Origin of the sequence: Halosimplex pelagicum (assembly GCF_013415905.1) — an archaeon.
Classification (GTDB): domain Archaea; phylum Halobacteriota; class Halobacteria; order Halobacteriales; family Haloarculaceae; genus Halosimplex; species Halosimplex pelagicum.
Window position 1 is genome coordinate 2502348 of the sequence record NZ_CP058909.1, and the last position, 23358, is coordinate 2525705.

15 protein-coding genes and 1 tRNA gene are annotated in these 23358 nt (G+C 54.5%); 12 read left to right on the plus strand and 4 right to left on the minus strand.

Annotation, left to right across the window (positions count from 1 at the left end):
- Positions 1-349 precede the first annotated feature (349 nt).
- The 6 genes from HZS54_RS12460 to HZS54_RS12485 all read left to right on the plus strand — a co-directional run bounded on the left by HZS54_RS12460 (position 350) and on the right by HZS54_RS12485 (position 4897).
- Entirely contained in the window at positions 350-934 is a 585-nt protein-coding gene (locus tag HZS54_RS12460; protein WP_179922847.1) for a hypothetical protein, read from the plus strand.
- Positions 915-2345 (plus strand): TRM11 family SAM-dependent methyltransferase, encoded by a 1431-nt coding sequence (locus HZS54_RS12465; RefSeq protein ID WP_179922848.1) that lies wholly within the window; start codon positions 915-917, stop codon positions 2343-2345. Before HZS54_RS12460 ends, HZS54_RS12465 begins: the two co-directional genes overlap by 20 nt.
- Positions 2346-2376: 31 nt before the next feature.
- Positions 2377-2583: a hypothetical protein gene (locus tag HZS54_RS12470; RefSeq protein WP_179922849.1), complete on the plus strand. Its 207-nt coding sequence runs from the start codon at positions 2377-2379 to the stop codon at positions 2581-2583.
- Positions 2584-2810: 227 nt separating this feature from the next.
- Positions 2811-3401 (plus strand): hypothetical protein, encoded by a 591-nt coding sequence (locus tag HZS54_RS12475; RefSeq protein ID WP_179922850.1) that lies wholly within the window; start codon positions 2811-2813, stop codon positions 3399-3401.
- A gap of 12 nt (positions 3402-3413) precedes the next feature.
- Positions 3414-3725, plus strand: a complete 312-nt coding sequence (locus tag HZS54_RS12480) for a hypothetical protein (protein WP_179922851.1) — start codon at positions 3414-3416, stop codon at positions 3723-3725.
- A gap of 59 nt (positions 3726-3784) precedes the next feature.
- Entirely contained in the window at positions 3785-4897 is a 1113-nt protein-coding gene (locus tag HZS54_RS12485) for an A24 family peptidase (protein WP_179922852.1), read from the plus strand.
- A 14-nt stretch (positions 4898-4911) separates the two neighbouring features.
- Here the strand turns inward: HZS54_RS12485 and HZS54_RS12490 are convergent, their stop codons facing one another.
- From HZS54_RS12490 to HZS54_RS12500, 3 genes are all read right to left on the minus strand, one after another.
- Positions 4912-5349, minus strand: a complete 438-nt coding sequence (locus HZS54_RS12490) for a hypothetical protein (RefSeq protein ID WP_179922853.1) — start codon at positions 5347-5349, stop codon at positions 4912-4914.
- 84 nt (positions 5350-5433) lie between these two features.
- The gene (locus tag HZS54_RS12495; RefSeq protein WP_179922854.1) at positions 5434-12582 is read right to left on the minus strand and encodes a CARDB domain-containing protein; all 7149 of its coding nucleotides are present in this window, start codon (positions 12580-12582) and stop codon (positions 5434-5436) included.
- Between the two features lie 132 nt (positions 12583-12714).
- A tRNA-OTHER gene (locus tag HZS54_RS12500) sits at positions 12715-12843 on the minus strand.
- A 792-nt stretch (positions 12844-13635) separates the two neighbouring features.
- Between HZS54_RS12500 and HZS54_RS12505 the strand changes: the two genes are divergently transcribed.
- Positions 13636-14553, plus strand: a complete 918-nt coding sequence (locus HZS54_RS12505) for a ParA family protein (protein ID WP_179922855.1) — start codon at positions 13636-13638, stop codon at positions 14551-14553.
- A gap of 2 nt (positions 14554-14555) precedes the next feature.
- Positions 14556-14999: a DUF8160 family protein gene (locus tag HZS54_RS12510; RefSeq protein ID WP_179922856.1), complete on the plus strand. Its 444-nt coding sequence runs from the start codon at positions 14556-14558 to the stop codon at positions 14997-14999.
- Between the two features lie 15 nt (positions 15000-15014).
- Here the strand turns inward: HZS54_RS12510 and HZS54_RS12515 are convergent, their stop codons facing one another.
- Complete coding sequence (locus HZS54_RS12515) at positions 15015-18704, minus strand: PAS domain S-box protein (protein WP_179922857.1); 3690 nt, start codon at positions 18702-18704, stop codon at positions 15015-15017.
- Between the two features lie 377 nt (positions 18705-19081).
- Here HZS54_RS12515 and HZS54_RS12520 point away from each other — a divergent pair, with 377 nt between their 5' ends.
- The 4 genes from HZS54_RS12520 (at position 19082) to HZS54_RS12535 (ending at position 23275) form a co-directional block, all read left to right on the plus strand.
- Positions 19082-19726: a hypothetical protein gene (locus HZS54_RS12520; protein ID WP_179922858.1), complete on the plus strand. Its 645-nt coding sequence runs from the start codon at positions 19082-19084 to the stop codon at positions 19724-19726.
- A 189-nt stretch (positions 19727-19915) separates the two neighbouring features.
- Positions 19916-20611: a rod-determining factor RdfA gene (gene rdfA / locus HZS54_RS12525; RefSeq protein WP_179922859.1), complete on the plus strand. Its 696-nt coding sequence runs from the start codon at positions 19916-19918 to the stop codon at positions 20609-20611.
- A gap of 181 nt (positions 20612-20792) precedes the next feature.
- Positions 20793-22661 carry an archaea-specific SMC-related protein gene (locus tag HZS54_RS12530; RefSeq protein WP_179922860.1) on the plus strand — a complete coding sequence of 623 codons (1869 nt, stop codon included), beginning with the start codon at positions 20793-20795 and terminating at the stop codon, positions 22659-22661.
- A gap of 89 nt (positions 22662-22750) precedes the next feature.
- Positions 22751-23275, plus strand: a complete 525-nt coding sequence (locus tag HZS54_RS12535; protein ID WP_179922861.1) for a hypothetical protein — start codon at positions 22751-22753, stop codon at positions 23273-23275.
- Positions 23276-23358 lie beyond the last annotated feature (83 nt).

Genomic DNA, 23358 nt, shown 5'->3' on the forward strand with positions numbered 1-23358 from the left:
AGCTACTGCGGACTGCTCGGGACGCACTCGACGAATTTGTGCAGGCTGTCAATGGAGAGCAAAACACCGTCGAGTTCGTCGGAATCGTCATGGTGGGTTCATTCCTCACAGTGGAGTTTGAACCTCACCAAAGCGACCTTGATGTCTACCTTCTCACTGATGACGCTTTCAGTGACGAAGATGCGTTCTGCCGAATGCTCTTAGACCCAAGTTCCGCATATCGGCACCAGCTCTACCATACTATTCCACAGAACACGACCTACGTAGACCCGCTCGGGATGTGGGTTAAAGGAGCACACTGGAACGCAATTCGCGAGCCATCCCTGACTCTCGTGCGAGGTGATGAACAATGACGGACAGGCTAACCGGTGTAGCGCAGTCCATCTACACGAGAGATCTCCCCGGCGAGCCTCGATCGGCGGCAACACGCAGAGGGCTGATGGAGACGATCACGAACACGTTTCCAGACGCAGAATTCGCCGGTCACGGAAAGGGCCGGATCGTCGTCTGGTTGCCGAGTATCCCTCATCGGGTGTTGACCGAAGACGAACGCAGCACCGTACACGACGGCGTGGTGGTGAAGTTCGCCTACAACGTGGACCACGACGACGATGGGTTGCGACAGAACAGAACCGAGGCAAGCATCTGGGAGCAGGGGTCGCCCGTAATCGATACGGAGTATCTCGCCCCCGTGCTCGGAACGGGAGCAGAACAGAAGTGGCTGATAATGCCGTATCGGGACCTCATCCCGTCTACCGCACAGTTTGAGGACATAATGCTCGAGATATTCGGCGAGCTCCCGACGGGCGATCTCGGTGCGAAGAGTAGTTGGGGGCTCACCGGAGAGAACACAATCGAGTGCTGTGACTACGGGCGCTGTCCGATAACCACCACAGACGATTCAACGAACACCCATGCAAACATCTCTGTTTGACCACAACGGTATCACCAGCGAACTGAGCGAAATCGACTGGAGTTTCAACGGCGTCGATACGAAGTACCTCACTCACGGGCTCCACCGGTATCCGGCCCGAATGATTCCACAGATTCCGAGAGCGTTGTTCAACACCTGGACGGACAAGGGCGTTCTCAGCCCCGGCGATACGGTCTTCGATCCGTTCGCCGGCAGCGGGACAACCGCCGTTGAAGCTCGACTCCACGGGATGAACGCCATCGCGACCGACATCAATCCATTTGCCTGCCTGCTTTCTCGAGGGAAAGCAACCCCTGGCGATATCGATTCCATCGAAGCCGCGATCGGTCGCTGCCTCGGTCCAGACTGGACGTACCGTGAGCGGTTCATCGACCAGAATCACAACGAGGCCGTTCAACAACAGCGGACACGATGGGGTGAAGACGTCTATCCCGAGGACCTCGACTCGAACAAGAACCACGACGCCTACGCCGTCAAGAAAGGCTGGTTCCCGGAACGCCAGCTGGCGAAGATCGAATCGATGCAGCGACTCCTAACTGAACTCCGTGCAGAGTTCGACTACAAGACGGTTCGATTCCTGCGGATCGCGCTATCGCAGACCGCCCGAGAAATCAGTTATCAGCGCGATTCGGAGTTCAAGCGCCACCGGATACCGGAAGACGAACGGGCAGACCACAATCCGCCGTTTACCGAGACATTCATCGAGGTTCTCACTGAGAACGTCGAGAAGGCGCGAGCCTACACGGAGAAAGTAAATCCAACTGCCGAAGCAGATATCCAGCACGCGGACTGTCGGAACCCGGACCTGTTAGAGCCGAACAGCATGGATGCCATCATTTGCTCGCCGCCCTATGGCGATCACCCGACAACGGTCGCCTACGGCCAGTTCAGCCAAGACCCGGCCGCAACAGCGACCCCTCTGGACGTCGACCAGATGAAAGACGTTGACCCGTCCGGGCTCGGCGGGCGTGACTCGGTTGCATCTGTCTCATTCGAGACGGTCACCAGCTGGTCATCGACACTACAGAAGACGCGGGAAACGCTCCAGGCGAACGACGGTCGCGACGACGACGTCCTCTCCTTCTTCACGGACTACGCCGAGACGCTCCTTCAGATGTCTCGCGTGATCAAACCGGAGCAGCCTGTCGCCATCGTAGTCGGGAACAGGACCGTATCGCGAACCCCGATTCCGATGCACATGATCACGACGGAAATCGCACTCGAGGCCGGACTGAAACACCAACATACCTTTGCACGTTCTATCCCGTCGAAGACACTCCCGATGAAGAACGCGCCAGAAAACGTCCCTGGGCAATCTGGAGAGATGATCGCCGATGAATACGTCCTCGTCTTCCAAGGGACAGAGAACGTCGACACGGCGCTAATAGATGGTGTCCTGCGAGACAAGTAGAGTGTTTTTTGAGCCCCGATGGGGGTGAAGGATGACTTACGAGATTCAGGAAGAGTGTTCCGAGGAGCTCGAAGAAGAAATCGAAAGGACTCACAGCGATCTCGCGACAGAACACGGGAGAGACAACGTGTTCGTGACTGCAGCTGGGGGAGAGGTAGTTTCGATCGTAGGAAGCGGCGTTGGAACGATCGACCCGCTACAGGTCGCAGTAGGCAGCGACAGTAACCAAGCTGAGTAAAGCCCTACACGATGTCTGTTCAAGAAACGACTCAGACCCAGAGTAGGGGGTCGCAAGGGACGTTCCAGTACAGTTCAGCGCCAGCCAGCGAATGCACGTGCCCGATCCACCAAACCAAAGCACGGCCATTCACCGCGCCACTGGGCTATCGCTTTGCCGGCGACGTCGAAGCGCGTCCAATTCCCGACTCAACAGCCCGGTCCATCTACGACGCCCACCACTCGTACATGACCGGGGAGGAGATGCACAATTCCAACATCGAGCATCACGGAATCTTCTATCGTGGAAATCTGGTCGGTGCTGTGACGTATCGTGCGCCGCTCGGCCGCCGCCGGCTGGACTGGAATGAAGCAGGAGACCTCGTTCCGCGTCCAGCAGGAGAACTCAAGCTCGATGACCTTCCCTCCCCAATGAGTGGGCGGGCAAAACAGTTCATGGACCCGCCGACTGAAGACGAGATCGTGGAAAGCGAGGTCTTCGGGGGAACGGAAATCATCGAACTCAATCGAATCTGTATCGGTGTCGATATGCCGAATCTCGCGTCGTGTGGGCTAGCGCAGAGCCAAGACCGATTCCTTGAGAGCTCCAGTTGCCCATCCGACACCGAGTACTTCCTGACGCTCGTGCGGGCCGATTTCGATGCTTCGATGATCAAAGCACTCGCTGACCGGGGCTGGACGTTACGGAGTATTTCTGAGCCGACTGAAGCCGGCAACCGGGAGCACAAAACCATCCACGATGAGTACAAGTGGGTCTGGATCTGCCCGGTGGACATCGTTGAAGACCAGCAGAAGACGCTCACAGACTGGGAGAACTAAGAGGCAACATCAATGTCAGACTACGACCTTCGAGACTCGTTAGACCGCACAGGATTCGATTACACCGTCGGCGAGGAGCCCATCGAGAACCTCGGCTGGAAGATCAAGAAGGCAACCGGCAACGAAGTCGTTATCGAGCATCCGACTGGGGCAACAGTCCACCTCAGACAACGGAAGCCGGAGGGTGGAGACCTCCCCTTCCGAACCGTTCGAGTCACCGATAGCGCGGAGGAACACCAGTTGGCGGAAGGAGACTGGATCGACCGGGTACTCACCCCCGCGCTTGCCTACATGAGGGGCTACTCGGAGAGGGACGAGGCGTAGTCGGAGTCCGAAACCTTACCAAGCGATTCCAACGACACCGTGGCAACGACTTGGTAAGGGTGAAGGCGGAAGCCGATGCCAGAATCGTCTACGAGAATTATACCCAAAATCCCTTTGAGGGGAGGATTAGTACGGAAAACAAAGAACAAATGATTGAATCTGGACCTCACCTCCTTCGTTTGCTGGCTCTTCCAGCGTTCGGTTGGGCAGCTTGGAGTGACCACCACACACGCCGAGTGGACCCTCGGCTCTGGCCGATACTGCTCATAATCGGAATCGTCGCGTCTATCTGGCAGATCGCTCAACTAGCACCACTACACACCGTCGACGAATTGGAGGTCCTTACGCGGATCGTGATGGTGCCACCAACGATAGGTATCGCGGCAGCAGCCATCTACAGCCTCGGACATCTCGGAGGAGCTGATGTGAAGGCAGTATTCGCGCTTAGTCTACTCTTCCCCGCGACTGTCGAGTATCCACTTCCGTTCGTAGAATTGACGCTTCCATTGTTCGCAAACCCATACCAGATTACCGCCATCAGCATCATCATGAACGGGATGGTTATTGCAGTCTTCTATCCGATCGCGATGTGGTATAGAAACCTCAAGCGCGGAGAATTCGACTTCTCCATGATAGCGACAGTGGCGTTTTCACCACACGAATTAGAAGCGACTACCGGCCAATTGAAGATCAACTCAGACGAGGGACCATATTTCGTTGACCTGGATACGCTCCGTATGTATCTCCGATGGCGGGGGACCAATATCCAGACATTGAAAGAACAGGCATCCGAGCTTCGCAACCCTCGTTCGATCACAGAAACCTACGAGGTGGACGACGGTGCGATTCGGTCGAAGTGGAACGCGGGACACATCATGGCATCAAGCCATTTCGACGCCGGCGAGAAAGCAGAAATCGCCGAGCCGGAACCGGATATCGATTCGACTACCGAAACCGACCCGTGGGGAGCCAACAAATTTTTCGAGTCTATCGACCACGACGGATACGGAACCACTCCAGAAGGCCTTCAACGCGGCCTCGACCATATCGTGGAGAACAGTACAGTTCGAGTGCTTCCAGCGTTCCCGTTGGTCGTCCCTCTTTTCGGCGGCATCATCCTCTCCCTCACGGTCGGCGACCTCGCCGCCGCGTGGATTTACGGTGTGTTGTAACCCGACAACCAGGGTTAAAACCCAGACGACGTCAGGACCGGGATGAACGAAAGCGCCATGAAGAAACCCCCTACTCCGTAGAAGGCGTATTCAGCGTATCGGAAGCGTGGTTCGAGAACGTACTCTCGGTAGATACGCTCCCGTAACGAAGCATCCGCCAGTTGACCACCATCGCCGGCGACAGCTTTAGCCCCATCTGAGTCCAGCGAACGGCGGTCCAAAGCATCTATTCGGACCAGCGTAGCCGAAGCGCCGAGTACTAACCCAAGAATTCCGATCACCCGCGAGCCGACGAAGAAGTTGCCAGCTGAGAAGGCGTAGAAAGCCACGGGCATCCCGGAGAGCATCAGAAGTGTGTAAGCGCCCCCGACGAACGCTGCCGAAGTCTTCGCGACGACTCCTCGGATACTACGAGTGATTTTCAGTAGCCCTTTGAATGCATTCTCCCGCATACAATTGATTGGTCCCTGTACCCACTAAAACATTAGCAGTCGTGCATCAAACCGAAACAGTCCAGAGAGCCTCGGACCCAGCAGCTACTGTTCTTTCTCCTCAACTACGAACGTGTCCTCCCCAACTGTTCCTTCCTCGGCGTATGTCGCAGACGCATTGGCTGTCGCAGTGTACGTCCCTTTATCGATTTTCGCTCCCGGTTCGCACGTCATCTCTGTCCGCCAACACTCAGCCGCAATCAGCTGGTCGTAATCGATCGTAACGCTCTCACCGGGACCAAGACTCTGGACACCGAACTCTTCGCGAACGACCTGCTTGTCATCATCGTTGAACATACGGACCTCCACTGTCGTCGAGTCCGACGTGATCTCCCCGTCGTTGACGATGGTGATGGTCACGTTAGTCTGTTCGCCGATGTTCGTGTCCTCAACAGACAAGCTCGTGCGGAGATCAGGCGAAACAACATCGATTTGGCCCTGCCCCTCATTGCCGATGGGGAATTCAGGTTCGTTAACCTCTACGTGAGCAGTATTTGTCCCAGACGTATTGAGAACCGCGCTGAGTTCCTTCCGGTCGGAATCGCCGGGGTCGAGCTCAGAGACGTTGACCTGAGTCTGGTAGACTGTATCGCCATGTCGGTTCTCAATCCAAACATCCGCCGTGGTGCTCTCAGAGACGGCATTCCCGTTATTCGTGATCTGAACCACGAACGGCGTTTCAGTACCCACGTCGCTACTGCCGTACGTGAAGTAGAGGCGTCCATTCAGGTTTCCGTGAACGACATCAATCTCTCCGGTGGTATCAGTAGTTCCTTGCGGGTACTCGCTGTAGTCAACATCTATCTCGCCCTCATACGTACCGGGACGCTCGAACTGATGCGTGACGGTCGTTTCGTACGACTCACCAGATTGAAGCGCCGGAACGCTCACCGTATATTGCTCAAGGATATTTCCAAAGCTATCACGGATGTTCACAGTACCGGACGTCGCGTAGCTCTCTCCAGGTCCTTCATTCACAACTGTCACCTGGAAGTTGCCCTCTTCGTCTTCGACGACATCGGCGATGGAGATGGAAGACGTGAGGTTCCCCCACGAAACCACGAAAGTTTGCTGGTCGGTGGTTCCGTCCGGTCGTTCTGGGTCACTCACATCCAGGTTGGCCGTATGTTCACCACTTTCGTCAGTCTGGAAGCTAACATCGTGGGTGTACGTACCCCCACCGGAGATAGCAGGCACATCGATCTGCTGCTGTTTGACGACATCCCCGGACGGGCCAGTGATGTTCACCGTCGCAGTGGTGGGATCACTCGATACCGTCCCTTCATTCGGCACCTCAACCGTGATTTCGTGTTGGTTCGACCGTTCTTCATCGGAGACCGCCAGATTGCCCTTCAGGTCCCAATATCCGACGGCAAACTGGTCTTGATCTTGGGTCCCGGATTCGTCTGAGTCCACGTTGAAGAAGACATCGTAACTTCCGGGGTCAATTTGGATGTTCTGGAACGGGTTGTTGGTCTGAGATTCGCCACTCTCCAGCCCCCGGACATCTATCGTCTCTTCGGCGACCATCGAACCGGACTGTTCGATTCTCACAGTGGCCGTCGTGGAATCGCTTGTCGACACTCCATTATTCTCGATGCTCGTCGTGATATCGGGCGAGCTGCCTTCCTCAACGTTATTCGCCGTGACATCAACCGACAGCGAGGAAGGAGACACCTCGACGGTATCACTACCAGTGAGCCACCCCGAGTCCTTCTTCTCAACCTGAACGGTCCCGGTATACTCGCCGACCTCATCGAGCTGGGAAGACGACAGTCGGAGTGTAGTAGTCTCACCAGTTCCCAACGGTTCGACAGTCGTTTCCCACTGATCCACGACCGTCCCGTTTTCGTACTCGAATTCGACAGTAACCATCCGCTGTTGACTCTCCTTAGTTCCGATGTTAGAGATGTCAGCAAGCAGGACACCATCCTCGCTTTGTCCGATCGGGTCCTGTTCAGCGTTCACCTCCATCGTAAGCTGCGGTTCAACGGCCTCGATGTGGCCTGTCTCACTCACCGTATACTGGTCAGACGTTAGCTCGGCTTCGATATCATGAACGCCCGATTGTTCAAGCGTCTCGCTCAGCTCAAACGTCACCTCTTCACCAGAAGCGAGGCTCGGGACATCGCGAGTATAGTGCCCGATCGATTCGTCCACTGGGTTGTAGAACGTAGTCTCGACAGTATTTGCTTCGGTCGTCGATTCACCGATGTTTCGAACGGTGACCGTTACTTCACCATTTTCGCCCACATCGACTTTGGACTGGTTTTCATCAACAGAGACGACTAAGGGCTCACCGACCTCAATCTCGGCCGAATCTTCGGTCTGGAAGCCTCCAACGGTAATCTCACTTGTGATGTCGTGGATACCGTAGTCGTCGAGAGACGTACCCACGCGGAACGTCTCCTGTTGTCCGGGGTCCAGCGTGGAGATGTTTTCAGTGAACTCTCCAACGGTAGACCCACCCGGTGCAACGAACGTGGTATTGACTTCATTAGGGTCGGTCTGTTCGTTACCGATGTTCTCGACAGTAACCTTCACCTCGCCAGTGTCGCCTAGGATGATATTCGATTCGACCGGTTCCACGTTGATGAGATAGGTGTCGATAGCTTCGACCTGATCTGAGTCGACGATAGTGGAACCCTCCACCTGCGTTTCCGCGATAATCTCGTGGTCGCCGGGGTTCTGGAGTGTCGCGTTGAATTGGAAAACGTGCTCTTCACCAGGGTCCAGCTGCGCGACCGACTCGTTGTACTCCACAAGCGTGTTTCCGTTCGGGTCAACGTATTGGGTGATGACTTCGTTGGGTTCTCGCGGCTCGGTCCCCGCGTTCGTAATCGACACTTCAACCTGAGCCTCATCACCGATCGGGACCTGCGACCGGTTAGCGGTCACGTCAATGATGTACGGTTCGACAACCTCAATACTACTAGAGTCGCGAACCGTTCCAGAGATATCGGAAGTCGCCGTCGATTCGACATCGTGCGTGCCGATACTGGATAGCTTCGTCGTATGCGTGAGGTTAACCGTTTCACCGGGGGCCAGTGGGCCGACCTCGTCATCGATCGTCGCAACCGTTTGCCCGTCCGGGTCTGTGAACTCGGTCTGGACGGGGATGGTTCCGCTCTCGTCGGACCCAGCATTGGAGACGGTCACTTGGACGGTCCCGTTTTCGCCAGACGGCACGTTATCCCGCTCGCGGTTAACCTGGATGTTGATCTCAGACTGGAACACCTCTATCTCATTCGTTCTATCAACGTTGTTCGCAGGCAGATCAGCATCAGTAACGTCGATCTCCGCCTCGTAGACACCTTGGTCGGGGAACTCAACGGTCACGTTCTCCTCGTGAGATTCGCCCGGAGCGAGAGTCGGCACATTGACCGAAGTAGTGTAAACACGGTTCCGGCCCGACTCAATATCATATACGCGAACCTCAGCTGTGGTAGCTTCGCTGCTGTTAGAGCCGACATTCGTTACTTGCGTTTGGACAGTTGACTGGTCACCACTAACCGAAGTCTGTGTGGCGTTGATTTGACTGCTCAGATCAGGCCAAGAGTGGTTGAACCGAACCGAGTCAGAATCATGTCTTCCAACCTGCAGTTCGGCGGTAGCAGTATGGGTTCCGCCATTATTCAATTCGAGGACAGTAGTTCTCGTCTGTTCCTCGTGGCCGTTGAGTGGTGGAAAAGTGATCGTTCCGGTTGATACTGTATCGTCGCTGCTGTTGCGAGCGGTAACAACGACATCCTTGTAGGTCCCCGTATTGCTATCTGCTAAGTTCTCAAGGGAAACGTCAAACCTCACTTCGTTACTCCCCTCAACAGGATCAGCAGCCACGCTGAGGTTGAACGAGTACACCTCAAACGAGGACGTATCAAACGCACCAGTAGTACTGAGAGTCGGGTCAACGTCCATCTCGACATCGTATTTGCCGGGGCTTTCAAGCGTAGCCCTGAACGGGGTGTCGACCGTGCGGGTTTCCCCAGAGTCCAGTTCAGGAACTTCGTACGTATTGTTTCTGATCTCCGTCCCATTCGGTGCTATAAGCGAAATGTGCATCTGAGATGCACGAGATTCGCGGTCTCCGTTGTTGGTGACACTTGCCGTGACGTCGGTCTGTTCCGTCTGGAAGAGGTCCGATGAACTCACCGACCCGGTGAAGCTCGGGCCGACAGAGAGGATCTCTTCGGAGTCGTTATTTCCGTATGGGTAGAGGCTGTCATCGACATGTACTCCGACAGTATGCGTCCCACCGGATTGAGGCGTCATCTGAATTGTTTGGTTGTAGTATTCGCCTTCATCAAGAGACGGAACAGTTAGGACTCGTTCTTCGGTGACCGTACCGTCCGGGTTGGTTAATTGGACAGTTGCATTCGTCTGTTCATCGAAACGGTCGTTACCTTTGTTCTGGACTGAAACCGTGAACTCTGTCGGGGTGTCGACGCGAGTCCTGTCCTCAACCCCGACGACGGTGGCGTGTAGGTCTGGTGCGATGAACTGCAAGGAATCCTGTTCAATCGACCCTCTAGGGAACAAGAACTCATCCACGTTTATTTCCGCAGTGTAGTTCCCCGGCGAGCGGAACGTGTGGTTCAACGAGTTCGTTTGCTCTTCACCCGCAGTGAGATTAGCAACGGAGACCGTCCAGCTCCGAATCCGCTCGCCACCATTGTCCTCGTCATAGATAGTGACGTTCGCCGTGGTTGGGTCACTATAGATCGTCCCGTTGTTGACGACTCGTGTCTGAATGTCGGTCGCATTATTGTTCACGGCCGTCGCGTCGATGTGGCCGTACATATTGGCGTAGACCACATTGATGTACGTCTCATCGATGTTGGGCACGGTCGTCCGTTCATCAAGTTCGTCGTAGGGGTCAACGTACCCAATCATCTTCACCCGATCAACAGGCGGGGTCCCCCGGAGATCGTCGAAGCGATTGGTTTCATCCGTGAATTCACCACCAGCCATCGGCGGCAAAGTGGTTTCGCTGTCGGCGCTGGAGGCATCTCCCCACGGGTCAGTGCCGTTCAGAACAAGGTGGACGTCGAACTCTGACCCGGTGTGGACTTCGCCAACGTTGTAGACAGTGTACTTCATCGTGATGCCGCGCCGGAGGATGAGGGGTTTTTCCTCGCCGACACCATCAACCGCGATGTCCAGTTGGGGATCAGAGACGGGCTCGAACCCGACACAGAGTTCGTTGATCTGCCCACCATCAGATTCGACCTCAACCCGAATGTCGTCATTCGTACCGACGATGTACGAAGCAGAATGCTGAGTCGTCTCGTCGAGGACTTTCTCGCCGCCCGAGTACATTCGTATTTGGAAGTTCTTATCAGAGGTGATGGGTCGTATCGTTACAGACCGATCTCCCATCCCCACCTCCTGAAACTCCTGTGAAATCGTGCCATCAAGCTCAATCCCGTACGGTTCAGTTACCGGCGATTGGCTACCCTCAACTGTTTCCCACCCGCCCATCGACGCCTCAAACGAAGTACAGTCTGAGGAGAATCCAGGTGGACCATCACCAATATATCCGTCACCGGGAACTCCTGTAGCAACCCACGCCGCACCCGTAAGGACGAACGGCAGGATGAACGCCGCCAGGATGACGAGTACTCCACCCCGGATCGATTGCTTCCCGAAGCTGGTCTGGATGTAGTTGGAGTGATTGAAGACCGTATAGACGAGCAAACCAGTCACGATAGCAGCAACGCCAAGATAGACCAGCGTGAGCGTTTGGAAATCAAAGATGTTGCGGAAGACAACACCAAGCGGGTCGCTCGACGCAGAAAGATCCTGGATGAACGGATGGTAGTCCGGTCCCTGGAACAGTTCTTCGTATGGAAGTGAGATGCGCGGTGCGACCCATGTCATCGACTCGTCTGGGGTGTAGAACCCCGTAGCTACCCAACCGACCGCGTACAGCACGGGGATGAACGAAAGGGAAGCAAGGAGACCGAGACCGACACGCTGTAGGCGAGCTCGGAAATTTCGGTTTTTGAGTTCATTCGGCCACTGAACGAGCGCGTAACCGATCGCGAGGACGATCAGACATACGATGAGGAAGAACGAGATCGTGACCTGGTAGGTATGAACGACGCTCGCTAGGATAGAAACTAACTCCCCGAAACCACCTTCGCCGATATTGGGGCCGAAAATACGGTCCTCGATGTTGGTTCCGAACACACCATCTGAAGGGAGGTTGTATCCGCTCGGAGACTGAGTACCCTCAGCAATCCAGACTGGCGTATAGAGGATCGGCAGAAGGACAGTCACCATAAACAGCCCCCGCAACGAGCGGAAGGAGCGTTCCTGTCGTTCCTCTCGACCGTAGGACTGAGCCCACCCGACGAGTTGGGCAGCGAGATACATCACCGACAGGAAGATGAAGAACGTCGTGAGGGTCGCGAAATACATCCTGAAGATAGAAACGCCGACATCAACGAACATCTGAAGGCCGTCAGAGTTGATCGTAGGACCGATTATCCGCTCCTCTATCGTAGTGCCGAAGATACCATCCTCAGGAAGACCATCGTGAGTCGTCGAGCTCGTCCCGATCCAGCCAGCGGCATACAGTATCGGCAGAATCGCTATCGAAAGGAGGAGGCCGGCGACAGACCGGTACGCTCGCTGTTGAACCATCTGGTTTCCGTAGGCTTGGAGTTTCGCCATCACGCGCACAGAAGCGAACAAGACGACGAGGATGACCATAACGGAGGTCACCGTCGCGAGATACATACGGAAGAGTGCCGTAACGACATCTACGAACATCCCCAGCCCATCAGAGCCAACGCTAACGCCGATGATGCGTTGCTCGAACCCCGTCCCGAACATACCGTCCTCTGGCAGTCCCGAGTGTGATGTAGAGCCTGAGCCAATCCAGCCAGCTACGTACAGGAGTGGGAAAAGACCACACAAGAGGAGTAAACCAGTGAATGACCGTTTCGTACGGCGGAGTTGCATCTGAGTTCCATACTGGCTGGGCCACTGGCCGATGAAGTAGATAACCGCGAAGAACACGGACACCGTCAGCAAGAACATCGTACTGGTGAGAAGGTAGATGTGGAAGAACGATGCGACAATATCGATAAATGCGTCTAGGCCAGCAGCAGCAGAGTTGATGATGTCTTGGCCGATCTCGAAGCCGCCGCTTGGAGGATCGACGACACCGGTCCCGTCGTCGCTCATAGGATTGTCTGTCTCAACCTTTCCCGATGGATGTACTTACTATTTACTACGGGATTCACAGAGAACCAATAGCATCTGAGTCTGGGACACAGTAAGTGCGTTCCAAACCCCGCACACTTGAGTGACCGACAGTGGACACACTGGGACTTGAACCCAGGGCCTCTCAAACAGCTAATCCGCTACCAGGAGAACGTGTCGCGCGAACTCACGTCCTCAGCGGACCAGCAGTGTTCGAGTGTTCTGCCACTGAACTATGCGCCCACACGCCACACTCTGCTTCGATGGTCTAATAGATTACGCAGGACTCAACACACGAAACATCAACTACTCGTTGATTCAATGACTCGGCAAGTAAACGAGTGAACCAAATCATGATTACAGCTGGCACCAACGTAGATCGTGGAGTCGTTACTTCGTTGAGAGACTAACTGAATGAACAAGAGAGTAACAGAGTAGCAAACTTGGTGAATCGAGGACTACTCAAGTGAGCGAGTTCCCAACTCATCAAATCACTTGCTCGCCGAGTGAACTAGTGTCGGAATCTTGGAGTAGCCGAATCAGAGAGTCGTTACGTGCAGGAATGACTGAATCACCAATTACGGAACTCGGCTAGTCAACACCTCAGCGAGTAACACACTCACAGAGTGCATTCTTCAACAACTCCACGATTCAACGAGTCAACGGCTCACCACATCACCCACTCACCAAGTGATGGAGTAGCCGAAGCGTGGAGTGGCCGAAGCGTGGAGTGACCGAAGCAAGTACTCGATGAACCGTTGAATCACATCTCCATGAAGCGTGTAGTACGGAATTCGTGGATTCAACGAGTCGTTGATTCAGTCACGGTGTATTGCTCACAAAGAAGGAGAGAAAAATGGTGGTTATGTCGTTGATTCATTGATTCAATCACGTCTTTTGGACGGGTTAAAATCAACGAATCATTGAGTCGTTAATCGCAAGACTGCGCGGGTATTCACCCCTTATTTCCGCTCGTGTATTTTGCGTATTTACGTCTTACGAAGGTTTATGAATCATTGAGTCAAGTACTCGTGTATGGCAGGTCAAGCCACAAACGGTTGGGCGGTACCGTCGCCGGCTGGAGTGCCGACCATCGCGGTCGGTAATCAGAAAGGTGGAACCGGAAAAACGACTGCGACGATCAACCTCTCTGCGTCACTGGCCCAGGGAGGAAACTCAGTCCTCGCGATCGACATGGACCCCCAGGGAGACCTCACCAACGGGCTCGGACTCGGAGAGGCACCTGATGACGAACCGGAGAACCCGAAACACGACCTCCCGAACGTCACCGAAACAGACGACGCAAACTTGCTCGACTTGCTGGCGGATCACCGGCGAGCAGAAGACGTCCCCATCGAGGACCTCATCATCCACCAGGACGACTACGAGCATCTGAGCTACGACCTCGTGCCGAGCCACGCAGACATGAGCCTCGCACGAGACTGGATGGCAAAGAGCAACTCCCGTGATGCGCTCAAAAAGGAACTGGAGGCCATGACCGAGCGGGGAGTCGAGTACGACTACATCGTCATCGATTGCCCCCCGGACCTATCAGTCCTTACTGACGCGGCATTCATCGCAGCCCGGAACGTACTGATCGCGGCACAGACCCACGCAACCTCTCGAAATGCACTCGACCAGCTCATCGAACAGGTCGAAGAAGTCGAGGAACTCGACGACACCGAGATGGCGATCGTCGGCCTCTTCGCCAACATGTACCGGCAGGACGGCCAATCTGCGAAGTTCCTCGAGAAGTTCGAGGACGAGTGGGAAGCCCGCGTCCCGTTCTTCAAGCTCAACATGGCCGTTGCGATCCAGCGTGCGTGGGACAATGGGCAGGACATCTACACGTGGGAAGACACGAACGACCAGTCCACAGAACGTGAAACCTTCGCAGAGATGGCCGACGGCGTCAAGGAAGCCTTCGGACAGCTTCAACCCAAGGAGGCATAACAATGGTTCGAGACCGAACCGAACTGCTCGATGAAGAAGAAGAAGACGATAGCGAGGCTGCCGAAGCAGATACTTCCGAGTCCGAATCAGAAACGTCGACTCCTGAATCAACTGAGAGCAGCAAAAGCCCCACCCAAGATAGCGGGTCTCAAACTGGGAGTCAGAACCGCAACGGTAGCGAACCTGCCACCGAAGAACCTGGAGAGGAGGAAGAAATCAACATCCGGGAGGATTGGGACGGCAGTACCTACTACATTGAACCGAGCCAGAGCGACAAACTCGACGATGAGTTCCGCACCCTAAAGCGTGAGATGAAGCGCGAAGATGGCATCATCGTCGAAAAGCACAAGCACTTCTTCCAAGCTGTCCTCGACATCAGCATCGAGGAGAACCTTGACGAAGTGTTACAGAGAGCGCGGCAGAAAGCGAGAGAAGACGCCCAGTAGCCAGAACCGGCCTGCTTAGTTTTCAGAAGTCGGTTGAGCGATCGGCTCTTGCTGACTGCTATCCCACATAGTCCCGAACAGATTGCGTTGTGCCGCTCGGAGACGGTACGAGATCGTTCCCTGAGAGATACCAATCCGTTCCGCGAGTTCGCGACCGTTCGTTTTTGCTGGGGAGTCGAAGTACCCAACGTGGTATGCAGTCCGAAGCGCCGTCTCCTGCTTTTCGGTGAGTGAACCACGGAGCATCCGAGCCCACGGTATCGTATCCGGTTCGATATCCTCATGGGATGCCTGAAGTTTAGCCGTCGTCGGCAGCTGGCTCTCCACTTCTTTGATGAACTCCCCCCGATCCCGGTTTGTCGGGAGTGTCACAGTCACCTCAATATTCTCAGGAGAAACTACCGCTGACTCGAAGGAAACTCCTAAGTCGACAATTTTGATGACGCTACCCGGTTCCTCTATCTTTAGCTCGTAGATCCCCGACTCTGCTTCGCCGATCATACGAATATCATCGACTCCTTGCGTCCCCTCGACAGTGGAAACCACGTCTTCAGAATCCACATTTGCGATATGGCAATGCAAGAGGAAGTAGTCATCATCGTTCGCGGGGATAACGTTCTGGACCGTGAGTGCAGTATCAAGATCAGCCGCGAACTCCCGTAGTCCACCAGAATCGTCGATGTTGAACGTCATATCGATACCGCTATTCGACCCAAGAGCCGCACGAGACGTGACGGCGTGGAACGCATACGCGACAAGAGAGCCGAGCTCCTCCAAGACATCCTTGGTTCTCCCATCGAAGGCCTCCGAGAGATCGCTGTATATCGTGAGGGACCCGTACGAGATGTCATCGTATTCAAGCGGGATGGAAATCACCGACTTGAATTCGTGTTCGAGAGCGATATTCGCCCACCGTTCCTGCTGGGCTTTAGATGCGATATTCGACACTTCAACGACCTCTTGTTCTGCCCCCGTTCGTGAGGTTGGTGGTAGGCTTTCCGACCCATCAGAAAGCGGGAGCCGATCAAGGAACTCTTCAGGCACGCCTGTCGATTCATTCAGTTCGACAGTGTCACTACCCCCATCAAATTCAGTGAATAGGATTCCATCGAATTCGTCAAGTTCAGCCAGTCGATGGCAAACAGCCTCTCGAATAGCCTCCTTAGATTCCGCCTGAACGAGCGCCTTGTTCAGAGAGCGGATTTTGTCATTCAGTTCAGAGACGTACTCAAGTTGCTGTTTCTGGATATTAGCCTTCCGTTCGCGTTCCTTGAGCTCCGTGATGCTTTCAGCACGGTCCAGCGCCGATTCGATGCTGGAAGCTACGACCGTCGCGAAGTTCTCCACGATCCCACCGGTCGTCACTTCATCCGCACAACAAGCGAACAAGACACCGTGACTACCGATCGGAACAGCAACCTCCCCACTTGAGTTCGTACAGGGAGCTATTGTTGCATTATCATTGAAGACCCGAGTCTCGTTTTCGCTGTAGACATCCCAGAGCCCGCCATCTCCAGGCTCGAAACTTTGAATTCCATCAGCGGCCCCCTCTTCCGGTTCGTTATATGCGACCATATCAAGAACGCCAACGGATTCATCATAGAGATAGATACCAGAGCCAACGAACAGCGGTATATTCTCGATAGCATCAACCGCTGTTTTCGCGATCTCGTTTGCGCTCTCTTGCCGCCCCAACTGGTGCGTCATCTCATTTACCAGCTGGAACGACTCTTCATAATCGACCGCCTCTTCGATTATGCGAATGACATTAAGATGCGCCGTCTGAGTGGCTGTCTCGACCGTCGTCGTGCTGATCTCGACAGGGATAGTGCCATCTTCAGTGCGGAGGCGGACGTACGAGCCATCGGGAAGACGACGGTATCGCCCCCCACCATCGTTAAGAACCTCGTCATGTTTCTCCAATTGTTCATCTACGATTTCGTCTGGGAACAGCTTGCGATAGGGGCACCCAACCAGGTCCTCTTGGGAGAACCCAGTAACCTCAAGAGTTCGGTAGTTGACTTCGATGACCTCATTCTGTTCCGGGTCTATGAGGACAACCGGATCGGGTGAACCTTCGAGGAACGACTCTGCAACACCTAAGTTAGCATCCTTGCCCGCCTCGTGCGGTTGTTCCTGAGAGTTTCGACCAGCGACGATGAGATACTCGGTCCCGTTAATGGTCTCGCAAGTACCTCTGGCCTCAACGGGGTACATGGTACCCGCTGGGGGGCCGTACTGCGCTTCATGAACCGCAACTCCGTCCCTTGCCTCTTCGCAGAATTCGTAATGGTTCTCCATCGTGTAGCCGTCGACGTCGGAATAGTTGTTGATCATGTCGACGGCCGACATACCAATTAGGTCGTGCTTCCCGATTCCGAGCCACTTGTGTGCGGTCGGATTGACATCGACGATCTCAGCCGAGTCAGCTTCTATGACAAAGTAGCCGTCGGCGGATTCCTCAATGAAGTTCCTTGCCAAATCCAATTGCCTCTGCCGTTCCTTCTGTTCGGTGATATCCCTGAAGTACAGCGCATATCCCCCATCAAACGGATAAATTCGAGTTTCCAGCCAGCTATCACGTGAATCTAAGTAGATGGAGAAGGATGTCTCTTCGTCGTTCGTGTCGACTTCAGCAAACCCATCACGAAGCTCTTCCTCCATCTCGGTGAAGTGGGAATCGAAGAGGGTCTCGCCAACGATCGTGTCTTGGTCGGGGAGATCAAAGTAGGCCTGTGCCGTATGGTTTAGATGGGCGATTCCGAGGTCATCATCGACGGCAATGAAAGCCTGCCCGATGTGCTCGTGTATCTCGTCGAGTTCCTCCTGGAGGACCCGTTGTTCAGAGATATCCTCGATGGTGAGCACGTACTGTCCATCGCTAAGCCAGCTCACGGAGAGACGAGCAGGGAAAACAGACCCATCCATCTTGCGGCAGTCTATTCCACCACGCCAATCGCCTTCCGACTTAGCTTCAGGAAGAATATCCTCACTGAATCGGTCAATTTCGTGATGGGGGAAACACATCTGGGCTGAGTTTCCCAGTAAGATTTCTGCAGAATCGTAGCCGAAGAGGTCGACCATCGTTTCGTTCGTATAGACGAACTCGCGGTCGTCGTTGAGGATGGCTATCCCGTTGAGGGAGTTCTCGATGGCATCTAGCTGCGTTTCAATCCGTTCATTCATCCAGTACTCTCGGACAGAGTGGTAGACAATCGAGACAAGAACTTCGTCACAATCAGTAGAAGATGCGGACGATTCAGGCCCAAAAGGAGTATTGTGAGGATGTTTATTGAGAGAGGACAAACAGAAGACCTTCTCGCTTTCTCCAGTAACCTTCGGCACGTAGTCGGTATTCGGGACGCTGGCTATCTGCCGCACGTCTTCCCCTCCAATGTCGTTACCCCAGACTACAACAGGGATATCTGACTGCTGACGCAGATCAAGGAGAAACTCGATCGGAGTCTCCAGCATGTTTGGATCATAGACGAGACAGTCAGCCCCGTCGTTCTGTAGTTGTGTGAGAGCTTCATCCTCTGATTCAACGGTTCTATGATTCCACGAGATGTGTTCTAATTCGCCCGCAAGATCGCCAGCGATGGGGGAGTCATCGAAAATTAGGACCTCCGGCATCCCGTTCGTGAGGAAGAGGTCTTCACCTTCCTCCGTGAGGATTTCTGTATAATTCTCGACGGTTTTGCTCATCTTGCCGAAAGTTATACCCCCGTTAATCAATAAAGTACCGGTCAGCAGACTGTGCCTACACGCTTCATACAGCAGGAATTTAGGGGGTTCCGTCTGACGATGGTAAATTCGCTATCAGATGGTGAAACCGCAATACGGAACCGTAATCAGGCACGTCCTAAGCTTGGAATAATTTTCGATAATGACCCGGTTACTAGGATGGCCTAAAAAACAACATTCAGAATTAGTAAGGTAATCTAACAAGTCCCGGTTTAGTCAATACCAATCCGCCCCTCGAACCATTCAATCAATACAGCATCCACCTTTATGCCCTCCTATAGGATAATAAACTACTATGCCAGGAGCTGGAAACCAGTTGGCAGGTGGAGGGGGTCCATATGAGTAGTGGACAAACGACTACGAGCTTCGGAGCCATCGACGCGCCTACGACGAGATTCCTGGCGCGAGCCGCGAAAGACATCGACTACCTCCTGAAAGACTGTTCCCCGACCCCCACTGACGAACGATTCTACAAAGAAGGAGTCGAGACCTACAGGGTGGGCCAGCTCGAGATCGACGGTGCTGTCATCAGCATCTACAGCTTCGACGCAGGCCGTGTGTTCAACACCCTCCAAGAACGAACCGACGAACCGGACGAGGAAATCTCTCAGTTCTTCGCTGTGGATTGGCCGGTCCAACAGGAAGACGGTCAGAGTTACCACTCGTTCTACTTCAAGAACCGCCCCTGCGAAGAAAGGATCAGGCAGGCCCACTGCATCCACAAGGTCAAGATCGCCATCGAGAATCGCGAACTTCCTCAGGAATTCCGCTGCGAGAACTGCTCAGAGCGGGTTCACTGGACGAATCTGACCGAAGACTGTGACATGACACTGATGGAACGTGTCATAATGCTAGAGAAGCAAGTCTGCAACTGTGAGGGATCGCTGAATCTCCTCAAGGAGGGAATGGACGAAGAAAGTGTTACTTCCCCGACTGTAGCCACCGGTTCTACTCTCGAGCCCGCCGCATCGTCGCTGGATTAGAGGTCCGAAGCTCTCGTTCATACAAAACTAGACGCCCCCCAGCAGCGGCATCCGCGACACCCAATTAATATTACATTAATACACCGAGTTTACCATATTTGCACAGTCCTGTGTAATCGCTCGCATAACTGAATCGACCATAACCACAAAGGTTGAATACACAGAGGCCGAATTTTGGGTACACGCCTCATGACGAATCACTGCTGCAAGATTGGGAAGACTATCGATAAATATCATCTTCAAGAGAGTGTCATAGGGGGTGATCTGAATGACAGTCTCAAGGCCCGATGGCTTGGGCAAAACGAATTCCCAGAGACAGCCACTCGTCCACTCACACACTGGTTCAACCAAAAAATTCTGAAGAAGGTCTACTCAGAACACGGCCGAAAGGCGATCGAGACCCAGCTGGAGTCTGACCTTGAAGCCCTCAACTCAGACGATGAGGTCACTCGGGGGGCCATCATCGACGATCTCGCCGATGACGGGATCGACGGCGAGGAGCTTCTGGACGACTTCGCCAAGCGGTCGACTATGTACCGGCACCTCACCCAGTGCCTTGAGGCCGAGAAGAACACCGAAAGCGACTCCGATAGCAACTGGGAAGAAGATAAGATCGAGTACGCCCGCGACACGATGCAGAAAAACGTCGCCGACGTACTTCGGTCTCTCGAGCGCAAGGGGGAGCTTCCCAATGGAACCGAAGCCGAGATTCAGACACCAATCATTCTTTCCTGCCCGGAATGTTCTACTCAAACTCGGTTCAGCCGGGCGAAAAAGCGCGGTTACATCTGCGCGGACCATTCCGATACTGACGGCGATATTCAAGCTGACGATATCGACGGTGACGACGGGAGAGAAACCAAGACAACAGCGAACCCGTCCTAACTCGTCTACCTTCAGTTTCTACCGTTTCTCGTCGCGTCTATCTGCTAAATTGTAGACTAACGATAAGCGATGAGTTTCATAACACTAAATCAGCCGATATTGGCATTTCTGAGGCTTCATTCCGCATAAGAGAGGGGGTTACACCGGTCCCTTTATTACCCGTCTTACCTAATGACGGTGTATGTGGAACCTCGAAATAGAGAACATCGGAGGCATTCGCCTCGGCGAAGCCTCAATCAGTGCTGGTCCCAACATCATCCAGGCTTCCAACTTCCAAGGGAAGTCCAGCCTTCTTGCCGCAATTCAGACGGTGATGGGCACAACGGGACAATTCGGGGAAGAACACCCACTCATGGAGGGGGCGGACGAGGGTCACGTAACCCTTGAAACAGAAGACGCCACCTACAAGACGACCCTGGAACGGTCAGTGGGGGTCGACGGAAATACAGTCTCCCGAAGCGGAGAAACTTATCTCACAGATGAGCAGGATCAGGTCGCTGCTCGTCTGTTCGCCTTCCTCGGTGAGGACAACCCAGTACGCGCGGCCGTCCGTGAAAAAGACCAGGAGCGGCTCACCGAACTGCTGAAAAAGCCGCTCGAAACCGAGAACATCGACCTTCGTATCGACAATCTCCGAAGCGACATCGTCGACATCGAAGAGGAACTGGATCAGGCCGAGAAAGCAACAGAGAAGCTCCCGCCAGCACAGGAAGAAGTCACCCAACTCGAAGACGAGCTCGAAGAACTCAAAGACCGGCGTGACGAGCTGGAGGAGAAGGTCGACGAGGACACCGAGCAGCGCGACCTTCGAAACGAACTCACCAGCAAGCAATCGGAACTGGATCGGAAAGAGAGCCAGTTGGAGCGGCTTCAAAAGCAGATTGCCCGACGTGAGGAACAGCTCGAAGAGAAGAAAGCGGAACTCGACGACCTGGAGGTCCCCGAAGAACTGGACCTCAACACCAACATCGACGAAAAGCAAGACCGCGTCGAGGAACTGGAACTCAAGATCGACCTGCTCGGAGACCTCTACCGCAGCAACAAGGCAGTCCTCGATGAGAACGAACTGGCTCTTATCACCGACGTCGACCGAAGTATCTCGGGGGATACCTTCGACTGCTTCGTCTGCGGCCAGGACACAACTGAGGAGGACGTCGAAGAACGGCTCCAGGCCATCAAGGAGAAGCAGCAGTCGCTTCAGGATGAGAAGGCTTCGCTGGACGAGGAGATCAACGAAATTCAAGAACGAAAACAGGAGATCCGGTCGAACCGCCAGAAGAAGGAGCAGCTTGAAAACAAGGTCAAACAGCTGAAAGTCGACATCCAAGAAGACGAACGCGATGTCGAAAATCTCGAAGATGAGATCGAGGAACTGGAGGGGGAGGTCGAAGAACTGGAAGCGGAATACGAGGAGGCCGAACAGGAAGAAGAAGAGCACAGTTCGGAACTGAAAACGGTCCAGCAGAAGATCGGGACGACGGAGAACAAGCTCAGCCGTGCGAAAGACAAACTCGACCGGCTGGAAGATGAGGCGAGCGACCGCGACGAGGTCGAGGAAGAACTGGAAGAGAAGAAAGAGGAACTGGAGGAACTGAAGCAGCGCCGGGAGAAGAAGTACGACGAACTCGTCGACCAGTTCGACGACGCGATGGATGACATCATCAGCACGTTCGCACCCGGTTTCGATGGGGCGTTCCTCAACAAGATCAAGAACCCCGACGACTCTGTCGAGTTCGAGATCAACCTCGCCCGCGAAGGACGTACGACGGATGTGGAGAACCTCAGCGAAGGTGAACGCGAACTCGTCGGGATCGTCACGGCCCTCGCCGGGTACCGGACGTTCAACGTCGACGAACGAGTCCCGTGCATCCTCCTTGACGGTATCGGTCAGCTTGCCGCCGAGCACATCCGGCACATGATCGAGTACCTCGAGAACACCGCAGAGATCCTCGTCACGACGGCCTATCCCGAAGCGGGCACCTTCGATGGGCAGACCATCTCCCCCGACAGCTGGGAAGTCATCTCGAACGAAGAAGCCGCAGCGCCGTAACCGACCCGTAGCCCCAAGCTGAACCGGCTCTTTTGAGTGTGTTTTTCCCCCTCGGTGTAGAGTGGAGTAGAGTTTGGTTAGGAGTCACTATGAGTCAAGCATCATCAACCGCTGGTCAGAGCAGAACAGCCCCACTCACGCAAGAATTGAACGAGGACGTCGACTATTTCGATGGGGAGCACGCGACAACTGAAGAGATCCTCAACGAGTACACGGACCTCCCACCCGAAAAACAGCGAGGGCGGCCCGTACTTTCGTACCAAGTCCCGGACCAAATTGCGGAGGAACTGCTAACGTCACTGCCGGTAACCCCGCTCTACCGATACAGTCGAGAAACCGAGGCAACTACGGCATGGAAGATCGGAGACACGACGAAGGCCCTGATTCGATACGAGGACCAGGACCGCGCTGCCGGGCCGCAATACATGCTTCCACCACTAGGCGAGACGCAGTTAGACCTCCGATGGATGATGTTCCAGTCCATCTTCCGCGAGGTCCCGTTCACGATCAACTATCTCCCCGAAGAAACGGTTCGTTCCATACTCCAAACGACGCGACCAGAGCATCGCGCAGGAGTAGAACAGTTACTCAACAACCATCGAGTAGACCAGTAGTATCAGGCAGCCTCCCCCAGCTCAATGCGCTTTCCCGAAATATCGTACAGAACAGTTCTGCCGATCGCCAGATTTGGAACAGA